General features: G+C 59.0%; 11 protein-coding genes. 5 read left to right on the top strand and 6 right to left on the bottom strand.

Going from position 1 to position 12,442, the window contains the following annotated elements; translation table 11 throughout:
• The first annotated feature begins 3 nt into the window (after positions 1-3).
• Positions 4-1,860: an AMP-dependent synthetase/ligase gene (locus ACHEXK_RS02225; protein WP_416547656.1), complete on the top strand. Its 1,857-nt coding sequence runs from the start codon at positions 4-6 to the stop codon at positions 1,858-1,860.
• Positions 1,861-1,897: 37 nt separating this feature from the next.
• Positions 1,898-3,067, top strand: coding sequence for an ABC transporter substrate-binding protein (locus tag ACHEXK_RS02230; RefSeq protein ID WP_416547657.1), 1,170 nt, complete (start codon positions 1,898-1,900; stop codon positions 3,065-3,067).
• A gap of 68 nt (positions 3,068-3,135) precedes the next feature.
• Here the strand turns inward: ACHEXK_RS02230 and ACHEXK_RS02235 are convergent, their stop codons facing one another.
• Positions 3,136-3,669: a DUF2062 domain-containing protein gene (locus ACHEXK_RS02235; protein WP_416547658.1), complete on the bottom strand. Its 534-nt coding sequence runs from the start codon at positions 3,667-3,669 to the stop codon at positions 3,136-3,138.
• A 226-nt stretch (positions 3,670-3,895) separates the two neighbouring features.
• Between ACHEXK_RS02235 and ACHEXK_RS02240 the strand changes: the two genes are divergently transcribed.
• Positions 3,896-4,843 (top strand): TerC family protein, encoded by a 948-nt coding sequence (locus tag ACHEXK_RS02240; RefSeq protein ID WP_416547660.1) that lies wholly within the window; start codon positions 3,896-3,898, stop codon positions 4,841-4,843.
• Between the two features lie 82 nt (positions 4,844-4,925).
• Here ACHEXK_RS02240 and ACHEXK_RS02245 read toward each other — a convergent pair whose 3' ends face one another.
• Complete coding sequence (locus tag ACHEXK_RS02245) at positions 4,926-5,819, bottom strand: LysR family transcriptional regulator (RefSeq protein ID WP_416547662.1); 894 nt, start codon at positions 5,817-5,819, stop codon at positions 4,926-4,928.
• A 158-nt stretch (positions 5,820-5,977) separates the two neighbouring features.
• On the opposite strand from ACHEXK_RS02245, the gene ACHEXK_RS02250 reads away from it, so the two are divergent.
• Positions 5,978-6,256, top strand: a complete 279-nt coding sequence (locus ACHEXK_RS02250) for a zf-TFIIB domain-containing protein (protein ID WP_416548821.1) — start codon at positions 5,978-5,980, stop codon at positions 6,254-6,256.
• 15 nt (positions 6,257-6,271) lie between these two features.
• Positions 6,272-7,285, top strand: a complete 1,014-nt coding sequence (locus tag ACHEXK_RS02255; RefSeq protein WP_416547663.1) for a sodium-dependent bicarbonate transport family permease — start codon at positions 6,272-6,274, stop codon at positions 7,283-7,285.
• A 4-nt stretch (positions 7,286-7,289) separates the two neighbouring features.
• Here the strand turns inward: ACHEXK_RS02255 and ACHEXK_RS02260 are convergent, their stop codons facing one another.
• Genes ACHEXK_RS02260 through ACHEXK_RS02275 form a run of 4 tightly spaced genes read right to left on the bottom strand, consistent with a single transcriptional unit; the run spans position 7,290 to position 12,425 of the window.
• Positions 7,290-8,447, bottom strand: coding sequence for an acyl-CoA dehydrogenase family protein (locus ACHEXK_RS02260; protein WP_416547665.1), 1,158 nt, complete (start codon positions 8,445-8,447; stop codon positions 7,290-7,292).
• Positions 8,444-10,441, bottom strand: coding sequence for an acetyl/propionyl/methylcrotonyl-CoA carboxylase subunit alpha (locus ACHEXK_RS02265; RefSeq protein ID WP_416547667.1), 1,998 nt, complete (start codon positions 10,439-10,441; stop codon positions 8,444-8,446). Before ACHEXK_RS02265 ends, ACHEXK_RS02260 begins: the two co-directional genes overlap by 4 nt.
• The gene (locus ACHEXK_RS02270; protein WP_416547669.1) at positions 10,438-11,256 is read right to left on the bottom strand and encodes an enoyl-CoA hydratase/isomerase family protein; all 819 of its coding nucleotides are present in this window, start codon (positions 11,254-11,256) and stop codon (positions 10,438-10,440) included. Before ACHEXK_RS02270 ends, ACHEXK_RS02265 begins: the two co-directional genes overlap by 4 nt.
• Complete coding sequence (locus ACHEXK_RS02275) at positions 11,253-12,425, bottom strand: acyl-CoA dehydrogenase family protein (RefSeq protein WP_416547670.1); 1,173 nt, start codon at positions 12,423-12,425, stop codon at positions 11,253-11,255. The genes ACHEXK_RS02270 and ACHEXK_RS02275 overlap by 4 nt, the downstream gene beginning before the upstream one ends.
• Between the last annotated feature and the right edge of the window lie 17 nt (positions 12,426-12,442).

Here is a 12,442-nt window from a genome sequence, read left to right on the forward strand (position 1 = left end):
GACATGAGCCAACTCTGGGACACCTCCGGCATCGCGCCGCAAAAAAATGTTGTCATGGCGGGCGAGACCATCCCCGCCATCTTCTGGAACGCCGTCGCCGCCCGCGGCCCCAATGTCTGGATGCGCCAAAAAGATCTGGGCATCTGGCGCAGCTGGACCTGGAACGAGACCGCACAAGCCGTTCGTGAAATCGGCCACGGATTGATGGCACTGGGTTTTGAGGCGCGTCACACGGCCTCCATCTTGGCCAACACCAACATCGAGTGGGTGTTGTGCGACTTGGCGGTGCTGAGTGCGGGTGGCGTGTCCAACGGCATCTATCCCACCGACGCAGCCGAGCAGGTGCACTACCTCTGTGAAGACTCGGGCACCCGCGTGTTGTTTGTCGAAGACGACGAGCAGCTCGACAAGGCTTTGGCTGTGCGCGACACCTTGCCCTTGTTGCAAAAAATCGTGGTGTTCGACATGGACGGTTTGCGCGACTTCCACGACCCCATGGTGATCAGCCTGAAACAGCTCCAAGCCCTGGGCCGTGAACATGCTGCGCAACACCCCGATCTGTTGATGCAACGCACCGCTGCATGCAAACCGAAAGATTTGGCCATTTTGGTCTATACCTCCGGCACCACCGGCAAACCCAAGGGCGGCATGCACAGCCACCATGGCTTGGTCTATACCGTGCGCGGTTACAACACTCTGATCGCCCGCGATGAACGTGACGAGTGCATGTGTTTTTTACCGCTCTGCCACATTGCCGAGCGCATGGGCGGCGAGTACTTCTCGATGTACACCGGGGCCAAACTGAACTTTGTCGAAAACCCCGAGACAGTTCCCGAAAATGTGCGCGAAATCGCACCCACCGTGTTCACCGCCGTGCCCCGTGTCTGGGAAAAGTTTTATTCGGGTGTGATGATTGCGCTCAAGGAGGCGGGTGGTTTGCAGCAAGCGGTGTATGGCTGGGCGATTGGCGTGGGCCAGCAAGTGGCCGATTTGGTGTTGACGCAGCAGCCGGTGCCTGTCGGCCTCAAGCTGCGCTTTCATGTGGCGCGTCTTTTGGCGCTCAACAACGTGCGCAAGATGATCGGCATTCACCGTGCGCGTTTTCTGGTCACGGGTGCCGCCCCTATTTCTCCCGATCTGGTGCGCTGGTATTTGGCGCTGGGCCTGCCCATGCTCGAAGTCTGGGGCATGACCGAGACATGCGGTGCGGCCACAGGTGTGCCTGCCGACCGCATCAAGCCCGGCTCGATAGGGCCGGCCGCTGAGTACAACGAAATGCGTCTGGACCCGGTGACCGGCGAAATTTTGGTGCGAGGCCCCAATGTGTTCATGGGCTACCTGAACCTGCCCGAAAAAACCGCCGAGACCATCGACGCCGATGGCTGGTTGCACACAGGCGATGTGGGCGTGGTGGATGAGGAAGGGTTTTTCCGCATCACCGATCGCATGAAAGACATCATCATCACAGCTGGGGGCAAGAACATCACCCCGAGCGAGTTGGAAAACGAACTGAAATTCTCGCCCTACATCACCGATGCGGTGGTGATCGGCGACAAGCGACCTTACTTGACTGTGATCATCATGATCGACCAGGAAAACGTGGAGAAATTCGCGCAAGACAACGACGTACCTTTCTCGAACTACGCCAGTCTGACGCACAGCGCCGAGGTACAAGGTTTGATCCAGGCCGAATTGGACCGCGTCAACAAAAAGTTTGCCCGTGTCGAGCAGATCAAGAAATTCTGGCTGCTCGACACGCAGCTGAGCGCCGAAGACGAAGAATTGACCCCGACCATGAAGCTCAAGCGCAAATTGGTTGAGAAAAAATATGCGCCCCAGATCGAGGCGATGTACCGCTGATTGACCTCACCCTTTTCTACAACAGGAGACCTGCAACATGAAACTCAAACTCAGCCTTGTCGCCGCTGCGATGGCCTTGACCGCTGGCGCGGCCATGGCCCAGACACAGGGCGTTTCTAAAACTGAAATCACGCTCGGCTCCATCCAGGATTTGTCCGGTCCGCTGGCCGGCTTTGGCAAGCAAGTGCGCTTGGGCATGATGCTGCGCGTGGACGAAGCCAACGAGCAAGGCGGCATCAACGGCCGCAAGTTCAAGCTGCTGGTCGAGGACTCGGCCTATGACCCCCGCCGCGCCGTGTTGGCCGCGCAAAAGCTGGTCAACCAGGACAAAATTTTTGCCATGATTGGCCACATCGGCACAGCGCAAAACATGGCTGCCATGCCGGTGCAGTTCCAGAAGAACGTGATCAACTTCTTCCCTGTCACGGCTGCGCGTGAAATGTACGAGCCCTTCCACAAGCTCAAGTACTCCTTTGCCGCCACCTACTACGACCAGATGCGCTTGGGTGTGCCAATTTTGGTGAAGGAAAAGAACGCCAAGCAAATTTGCGCCATGCACCAAGACGATGAATTCGGCCTGGAAGTGTTCCGTGGTGCCGAAGCGGGTCTGAAGTCCATGGGCATGCAGTTTGCCGAAGTCACTACCTACAAACGCGGCGCAACCGACTTTGCATCTCAGATGCAAAAACTGGCCTCGTCCAAGTGCGACTTTGTGGTCATGGGCACCATCATTCGTGAAACCATTGGCGGTATTGCCACCGCACGCCGCTTGGGCTTCAACCCCACTTTCCTCGGCTCCAGCGCTGCTTACACCGACTTGATCCACAAGTTGGGCGGCCCTGCCATGAATGGTTTCTACGCCACCATGTCCACCCAACACCCTTATCTGGACGAGGCTGCACAGCCCATCCGCTTCTGGGCCAACAAGTACAAGACCAAGTTCAACGAAGACCCGACCGTGTTCTCGGTCTACGGCTACAACGCCATCGATTCCTTCTTGCGTGCGGTTGAGAAATCAGGCGCCAATGTGACCACCGAGAGCATCATCAAGGCCATGGACACCATGGTCATCCCACCCGATATCTTCGGGACGGGCGAGATGACCTTCAGCCCCACCAAGCGTCTGGGCAGCAACGCTTCGCGCATGTCGCAAATCACCGATGGCCGCTGGAAAGTGACCTCGGCTTACTTCAGCGACAAGAAGTGATGTTTGCAGCCCAGGCTGCAATGAAAAACCGCCAGTGCCTGCAAAGGCCTGGCGTTTTTTTTGAACCTTCAGGTGGGGGTTGATTGGCCGGCGTTGGAGCGATGGCGTCGGATGGCCACGCGCATGCGCCAGCCCAGTTTCACCAACCCATAAGACAATACGCCGCCACCCACACCAAAAATGCCCATGCCCAACAACACCGGAGCCCCGACGTCTTGCAAATTCTGGGTCCAACTCGAATCGGGCAAGGGCTGTTCGAGCAGGCCTTCTCCCAAGAACAGTTGACCGACTGGATAGGCCAACCAGAGCCAAAAGCCGAAAGTCAGTGGGTTGGTCAGCATGGTCATGACCGCTGCTGCTGGAATGTTGCCGCGCCACCAAACACAATGGGCTGCGGCGACAAAAGTCTGACCCAAGGGGATCACGAATGCCCAAAAAGTGCCAATGGCCACGCCCCTTGCCACCGATTCACGTTGCAGTCGCCAAAGATGCGGTTGGATCAGGTGATGCGCGACTGGACGCAACCAAGTGATGTGGGCCAGGGTTTCGCGCGTGGGCAAGGCTTTCTTGAAAGCGGTCCGAAAATTGTGAAAAACAGGCATGAACAATCCAAAGTGTCAGCCCAAGCATGTTGCCCAAGCACAGCTTGAGAAAACAGCAAGAAAATCCAGTCTGATATTCTTATTTTTTAGGAATGAAATCGCGAATTATTCAGTAAAAATAGAGTCATTCAACAGGATCTGTTGCGCCAGTGGTGCCATATTGTCTCGGTGCCCTTGGCGGGTGCAGTCCTGCTGATGTGTGTCATCCATAACAAAGAGGTATTTCATGGAAACCGTTGCCCCCCTGTGGCTCTGGGCCACCTTTGTGGTCATCGTGCTGGTGTCGTTGTTCGTTGATTTTGTGGTGCTCAAAAAGCAAGGCGCGCATGACATTGGCGTCAAGGAAGCGCTCAACTGGTCGCTGATCTGGATTGCGTTGAGCTTTTTGTTCAATGGTTTGTTTTGGTGGGCCATCAAGGACACAACAGGGTCAGTCGAGCTGGCCAACACCAAGTCGCTCGAATTTCTAACCGGGTACTTGATCGAAAAATCCCTCGCAGTGGACAACATTTTTGTCTTCTTGATGATTTTTACCTACTTTGCCGTGCCGACCCCATTCCAAAAGCGTGTGCTCATGATCGGCATCATCGGTGCCATCGTGTTGCGCACCATCATGATTTTGGTGGGTGGCTGGTTGCTGGCCGAATTCCACTGGGTGCTCTATGTGTTTGGTGCATTTCTGATCCTCACCGGTGTGAAGATGTGGTGGGCCGCGGGTAAAGAGCCTGATCTGGAGGACAACCCCGCACTGAAGTTGTTGCGCAAGGTCTTGCCCGTCAGCAAAAATTACGATGGTGAAAATTTTTGGACCGTTGAAAATGGCCAGAAAATCGCCACCCCGTTGTTCATGGTGATTTGCCTGATTGCCTTGACCGATGTGATCTTTGCGGTGGATTCAATCCCAGCGATTTTTGCGATCACCTCAGACCCCTTCATTGTGCTCACCAGCAATGTTTTTGCGATCTTGGGTTTGCGCGCCATGTACTTTTTGCTGGCGGCAGTGGCCAACAAGTTTCACCTGCTCAACTATGGTCTGGCCGTGATCTTGGTTTTCATCGGCACCAAGATGTGCCTGATTGATGTGTTCAAGATTCCAGTCGGCATTTCCCTCGGTGTTGTGGTCGGTATTTTGGCCACCACCATGTTGCTCAGTGTGCGTTCGGCCAAAGCCTGACAGATTGCATTCATTCACAAGCCCCCAGGGTCACAAGCCTTGGGGGCTTTTTCTTGTCTGAATCTCGGGGTGTATCCCCGTCTTAATGGGCCCCGTCACTGGCCTGCAAAAGACGCTGCACCAGCGGGTGTTGCACTTTTTTTTCAGTGCCGATGGCGAAGAAGTTTTCTTTCACACCCTCACAAGGGCCCAAGCGGTGCACGTCGTAGTGCGCCAACAACTCATCGTGCACCCATTCAGCAGCCGGAAACACGCCCATGCCACTTTCACCGAAGGTTTTGAGCAAGGCGCTGTCTTCAAATTCACCCACAATGCGCGGCGTGATGTTGTGGTGCTCAAACCAATGGTCCAGCCGGGTGCGCACCGCGGTGTGCCCAGTGGGCAGCAGCACTGGCACCTCGCTCAGACTGGCGGGAAACTTCTTCTTGGCCGATTTCACCAACGCTGCGCTGCCGTACCAGGACACGGCTGAAGAACCCAGCGCGTGGTTGTAGAGTTTGATGTTGGCATGGCTCGGTGCGGGGCGGTCCGATAACACCACGTCCAGGCGATGCAGCGCCAAGTCACCGAGGAGCTCGTCGAACTCACCCTCGTGGCAAAGCAAGCGCAGATGCGGCTCGCTCATCACCGGTTGCATCAGGCGGCGCACCACCAACTTGGGCAGGCCGTCCGATATGCCTGCCGCCAATCGCACCGTGGGTGAACTCACAGCGTCACGCACTTTGGCAGGGAGGTTTTCACCCAATTGGAAAATTTGATCTGCTTGCTGCATCGCGGCCAGTCCCGCATCGGTCAGTGCCAAGCCCCTGCCTGAAGGTTTGAGCAAGGCATAGCCCAAAGACTTCTCCAGCTCACGCACTTGCGCGCTGACGGTTTGAACCGCCATGTCGAGCTTGTCTGCGGCCCTTGTGATCCCACCTTCTTTGGCGACCACCCAAAAATAATACAAATGCTTGTAGTTGAAGGTGGTTCTCATGCTGTGGTTTTTCGGGAATATTTATCAGTAATTATCTGCTTTTTCCAAAGGATTGGGCTGTGTACATTGCGTCTGAATGGGTGGGGACGTTTGCCGTTTTAAAACTGCTCAAAGTTGGAGTCCCCATGTTGCGATTGTCTAAATTCAAAGGAGTCACCATGAAATGTCCCACTTGCAGCGATACCCCTTTGGTTATGGCCGAGCGTCAAGGGGTTGAAATCGACTATTGTCCCGCATGCCGGGGTATTTGGCTGGACCGTGGCGAACTGGACAAGCTGCTCGATCGCGCGGTGTCGACAACAAGCGCAGCTGCAAAGCCTGCTGGCCCACATGCCGCCCAGCCGATGCAACAGCCCTACGGTGATGGGCGCTATCGGGACGACGAACGTTATGCCTACAAACCCAAAAAATCCTGGTTGCATGATATTTTTGATTGATCGGTGTCAGCAGCCATGAACAACTTCACAGACCCGGCCATTTTGTTCTTTGTGTTTGGCATTTTGGCCGGATCGTTGAAGTCCAATTTGGAGATACCCCAACCCATTTCGCGCTTCCTGTCCTTGTACCTGCTCATGGCATTGGGTCTCAAGGGTGGCTTTGCCTTGGCCCAAACGGGCCTGACCCCTGATGTCCTCATCAGTTTAGGGGCAGCGTTGGTCATGGCTTTTGGGGTGCCCTTGATGGGTTATGCCATCCTGCGCCATTTTTTGTCCGGTTTTGATGCGGCAGCCATTGCCGCCACCTATGGCTCAGTCAGCGCGGTGACCTTCATCACCGCCTCTCAGTATTTGGACAACCAAGGCATTGCCTTTGGTGCGCACATGGCGGCGGCCATGGCCCTGATGGAGTCGCCCGCTATCGTGTTTGCGGTGGTCATGGCCAACCACGTGCGCAGCCGCATGCGCAGCCGCATGCGCAGCCAAGACAGCTTGACCGAGCACAGGGGGGCAGATGCCAGCGTGGGGGCCCACAACCCGCCCTTGGGCAAAATCTTGCATGAAGCGCTGACAGATGGCGCGCAACTGCTTTTGTTGGGTGCCATGCTGATTGGCTGGATGACGGGCGAGTCCGGTCAGTCGGTCATGAAGCCGTTTTCGGTGGATTTGTTCAAAGGCATGCTGGCTTTCTTTTTGCTTGATATGGGTTTGCTGGCCGCGCGCAACATGGGGCAACTCAAAGGGCAATCACCGTGGTTGGTGGGGTATGCCTTGCTCGGACCCTGGGTGCATGCCAGCTTGGCCTTGTGCCTGGCTTGGGCACTGGGCATGTCGGTAGGCAATGGTGCATTGCTGATGGTGCTGTCGGCCAGTGCGTCTTACATCGCTGTGCCCGCAGTCATCCGTCACGCCATTCCAGAGGCCAGCCCCTCGCTGTACTTTGGCATGTCTTTGGGCTTGACCTTTCCCTTCAATATTTTGTTGGGCATTCCGTTGTACCTGTTTGCAGCCAAGCAGGTGTTGGTCTGAGGGATCAAACACCCAGTTGTTTGGCTGCCAGCTCTTTCATGATCTCTTCGGCACCACCGCCGATCATCATCACCTTGACCTCGCGGTAAACCCGCTCGCTCACGGGACCACGCATGAAGCCCATGCCGCCCAGCATTTGCACAGCGGCATCGGCGCAAAACTGCATGGCTTGGGTGGCGTGGTTTTTGAGCAGGCACACCTGCGCCACCCACTCGGCACCGGTTTGGCCCGCATCGGCTTGCTGCGTGACCGCATCCACCCAGGCATGGGTGGACAGGATGCGCATTTGCATGTCCATCAGTTTGTGGCGGATCACCTGCCGCTCGATCAGGGCCGAGCCAAAGGTCTGCCGTTGGCGGCTCCATGTCAGTGCTTCGTCCAAGCAAGCCTGCGCAAAACCCAGCGCCATGGCCGACATGGCCAGGCGCTCGCCGTTGAAGTTGCCCATGATCATCTTGAAGCCCGCGCCTTCGTCACCGAGCCGGTAACGCTGGGGGACGCGCACACCGTCAAAGTGCAGCTGCGCCGTGTCGGAGCTGTGCCAGCCCATTTTGTGCAGCCGTGTGCGTGTGATGCCCGGCGCGTCGCCAGGCACCACCACCATCGAGATGCCACTGGCGCCCTTGCTGGCGGGATGGGTGCGCACCGCCAGCGTGATCCAGTCGGCACGCAGGCCGGAGGTGATGAAGGTCTTTTCGCCGTCGATCACATAGTCCGCCCCATCGGCGCGGGCCGTGGTGCGCAGGCTGGCCACGTCCGAGCCACTGCCGGGCTCGGTGATGGCCAGCGCTGCGATGCGCTCGCCGCGCAGCACCGGCGGCACCACTTCGGCCTGCAGCTCGGCGCTGCCGTGCGCCATGACGGGGGGCAGGCCGATGTTGTGTGAAAACAAGCTGGCCATCACGCCACCGCTGCCACCGTAACGCGCCAGGGTTTGCGACAGCAGGTTGCGAGCACGCCAAGGCGCGGGTGTGCCGCCCAAGTGCTCGGGATAGCCCAAGCCCAGCAAGCCCAACTGCGCGGCCTGGGTGTACAGCGATCGGTCAAACTGACCGGATTCTTCCCAAGCGGACACATGGGGCGCAATCGCCTGCTTGGCAAAGCGTTCCACTGTGGTTTGCAGGCTTTTCAGGTCGTCGGTGGTGAAATCAACGTCGTTCATGTGGCCTCCTGCCATTGCACCAGCACCTGGCCGGGGCCCACTTGCTGGCCCGTCGACACCGGCACGCTGCGCACCACGCCGTCGCGTACGGCGGTCAGGGTGTGTTCGAGTTTCATGGACTCAATCACCAGCAGCGCGTCACCTTGTTTGACGCTGTCCCCCTCGCGCACATGCAGTGCGATGAGCTTGCCATTAAAGGGGGCACGCAGCAGGGTGGCTGTGGGTGCGTTGGGGCCGCTGGCAGGGGCGCTGTGGCTCAGGTTGCTCAGCCACAGCTCGGTCCTGTGCGTGCCCTGCACTTGCACATGCCAGCGCAATGGCATGCCGCCCGTGTGGGCCGCTTGCACTTGCCAACGCACACCGTTCAGGGTGACCGCGACCGTGTTGTGATGGGCGCCCTTGGTGTGCGTGTTACGGGCATGTTGAATCAGTGCTGTGTGTGTGACATCGCCTTGGTGCACCCGCACCAGACCTTGTCCCAGTTCATGCACCGCCGCTTGCCAAGCGTTGGCCTGGCCCGCAAAGCCCATGCGAACCGGACGCGCAAAGGGGCTGGCCATGTGCTGTGCGGGTGGGTGCTGGGCATACAGCACCGCGAGCGCAGCCACGGTTTGTGCATCGGCGCTGGCTTGCAAGCGTTCACGCACGGTGTCGGCTTGCTCGGTCAGGAAAGGAATCAAAGCCTCACCGGCGCGAAAAATCGGGTGCTGAATACACGCAGCCAAAAACGCGCGGTTGGTGGGCAGACCCAGCACGGCAGTCTGGTCCAGACCCGTTTGCAGGCGGTCAATGGCTTCAGCACGGGTGGGCGCGTGCGCGATCAGCTTGCCCAGCATCGAATCGTAATGCGGCGTGACCACGGCACCAACATGCAGCGCATGGTCAAAGCGCAAAGCTGTTGGCGCTGAAAAGGCTTGCACGGTGCCGGTTTGTGGCGTGAAGTGTTCGTCTTCGGCGCACAAGCGCACCTCCATGGCGTGACCATGCAAGCGCACATCGGCTTGCTTGAGCGGCAGCGCTTCGCCGCGTGCGATGCGCAGCTGCCATTCCACCAAATCAAGACCCGTGAGCACCTCGGTCACTGGGTGTTCCACCTGCAGCCGGGTGTTCATCTCCATGAGATAAAACGGTTTATCGGCCCGTGCCTCGTCCAGCAAAAACTCCACCGTGCCCGCGCCCACATAGCCCGCCGATTGCGCCAGCGCAACGGCCGCTTGCCCGAGTTGCGCGCGCAGCGCAGCATCCACGGCCGGGCTGGGCGATTCTTCGATGATCTTTTGGTGACGGCGTTGCACCGAGCAATCGCGTTCACCCAAGTGGATGCAGTGGCCTTGTGTGTCGGCCATGATCTGCACCTCGATGTGGCGGGGCCGCAGCAAGGCGCGCTCCATCAACAAGTCGCCATGGCCAAAACCGGCCAGTGCTTCCGAGCGGGCGCTGTGCAGCGCGGGCAGCAGCTGGCGCATGTCGCTCACCAGGCGCATGCCGCGCCCACCACCCCCGGCCACGGCTTTCACCATGAGCGGAAATCCCAGTCGGTGTGCATGTTGCGTGAAAGTGGCGTCGCTTTGGTCCGTGCCAAAGTAGCCCGGCAGGCAAGGCACGCCATGTTTTTGGGCCAGCGCTTTGGCGGCTGATTTGCTGCCCAGCGCCCGAATCGCCTCGGGTGGAGGCCCGACCCAGGTCAGGCCCGCGTCGATCACGGCCTGGGCAAACTCCGCGTTCTCGCTCAGAAAACCATAACCCGGGTGCACCGCGTCGGCACCCGTGTCGCGCGCCGCTTGCAGCAGCTTGTCGATGCGCAAATACGATTCAGACGACAGCGTGCCGCCCAAGGCGACGGCGGTGTCGGCTTCTTGCACATGCAAAGCGTTGCGGTCGGCGTCTGAATACACCGCTACCGTGGCGATGCCCATGCGCTGCGCGGTGCGGATCACGCGGCGGGCGATCTCGCCCCGGTTGGCGATCAGCAGGCGAGAGACCTGGGGGTTCATGCCTTGTCCTTGTCAGAAAGTGTCCAGGGTGCGGGTTGTCGGCGCGCAAAAGCGGCCAAGCCTTGGGCGGCCTCGGCACTTCGCAAGCCGCTGGCAAAAGCCTGCGCAGCCGCATCGCGCATGTCGGGCACCGGGCCGCGCACGCTGCGCAGCAGTTGTTTGGTGCTGGCCACCGCGCCGGGGGCTGCACGCATCAGGCGCGTGAGTGTTTTTCCCCACGCAGTATCGCTTTCCTCATCGATGACCTCGTTCACCAAGCCGACTTGTTGCGCTTGGGCAGCGCTGTAGCTCAGGCCTTGCAGCAGGCACTGGCGTGCCGCGCTATCGCCCAAGCGCTGCCACACGAAAGGCGCAATTTGCGCAGGCGGCAAGCCCAGCGTGACCTCGGGCGTGCCCAGCACCGAACGGCTTGTGGCCACCACATGGTCGGCGCAGCACACCAGACCAAAACCGCCGCCCATGGCCGCGCCATCGACCCGGCACACCAGCAACTGGGGCAGGGCGTACAGCGCGTGCAGCAGGTCACCAAAGCCACGGTTCATGGCCAGCAGCGGGTCGGTTTGTCCCTCTTGAAGGGGCTGCCCGATCAGGCTGGAAAAGCCGCCCAAACTGCCACCTGCGCAAAAGGCACCGCCTGCGCCGGTCAACACCACGATGCGCAAAGATGTGTCATGAGCAACCCGTGCACAAGCGCTGAACAAGCCGTCCACGATGGCATCGCTCAGCGCGTTGCGTGTGGCCGGGTCGTTCAGTGTCCAGGTCTCGACCGGTCCTTGGCGCGTGATCAGCAAAGAGTTGCTCACGGGCGTGCTCATTTTTGGGGCCGTTTGACCATGCCCATCATCTTGGACAAGATGCCCAGCATCACTTCGTCCGCGCCGCCGCCGATCGAGGCCAAACGGCCATCGCGGTACATGCGCGAGACCTTGTTCTCCCAAGTGAAACCCATGCCGCCCCAAAACTGCAAGCAGGTGTCGGGCACGGTGCGGTTCAGGCGCCCGGCTTTGAGTTTGGCCATGGTGGCCCACTCAGTCACGTCTTCGCCTGCGATGTAGTGCTCGCAGGCTTGGTAGGTCAGGGCACGCAAGCATTCCACATCGGCTTTGAGTTCGGCCAGCTTGAACTGCACCCATTGCTGGTCGGCCAGTGTGCTGCCAAACAGCTTGCGCTCTTGCGCCCAGTCCACGGTCCATTGGATGCAGTTGGTGAGCGACTGCAGCGTGCTGGCCGCGCACCACAGGCGCTCCTCCTGGAACTGCTGCATTTGGTAGATGAAGCCCTGGCCCTCGGCCCCGATGCGGTAACGCTGGGGCACCCGAACTTCGTCAAAATAAATCAAGCCCGTGTCGCTGCTGTTCATGCCGATCTTCTTGATCTTTTTGCCCACCTCGATGCCGGGCAGCAGCTTGCCGTTTTCGCGCATGGGCACCATGACGAGACTCTTGTTTTGATGGATGGGGCCTTCACCGGTGTTGACCAGCATGCACATCCAGTCGGCCTGCAGGCTGTTGGTGATCCACATCTTCTGGCCGCTGATGACGTAATCGTCACCGTCTTTGCGGGCCACGGTTTTGATGCCCGCCACATCGCTGCCCGCACCGGGTTCGCTCACGCCGATGCAGCCAACCATGTCGCCAGCAATCGCCGGTGCTAAAAACTGCGCACGCAATTCGTCGCTGCCAAAACGCGCCAGTGCAGGGGTGGCCATGTCGGTCTGCACACCAATGGCCATGGGAATGCCGCCGCACTCAATGTGGCCCAGCGCCTCGGCCATGGCCATGCTGTACGAGTAATCCAAGCCCGCACCACCAAAGGCTTCGGGCTTGGTCAGGCCCAAGAGGCCCAAGTTGCCCATCTTTTTAAAGACCTCGTGCGCCGGAAATATTTCAGCGGCTTCCCACTCATCCACATGGGGGTTGATCTCGGCGTCGATGAAGCGCTTGAGCGTGTTCTGGATTTCGCGGTGTTCGTGGGTGTATTGCATGGTTTGTCTCCGTGGCT

Origin of the sequence: Limnohabitans sp. DCL3 (genome assembly GCF_048019295.1) — a bacterium.
Lineage (GTDB): Bacteria > Pseudomonadota > Gammaproteobacteria > Burkholderiales > Burkholderiaceae_C > Limnohabitans_A.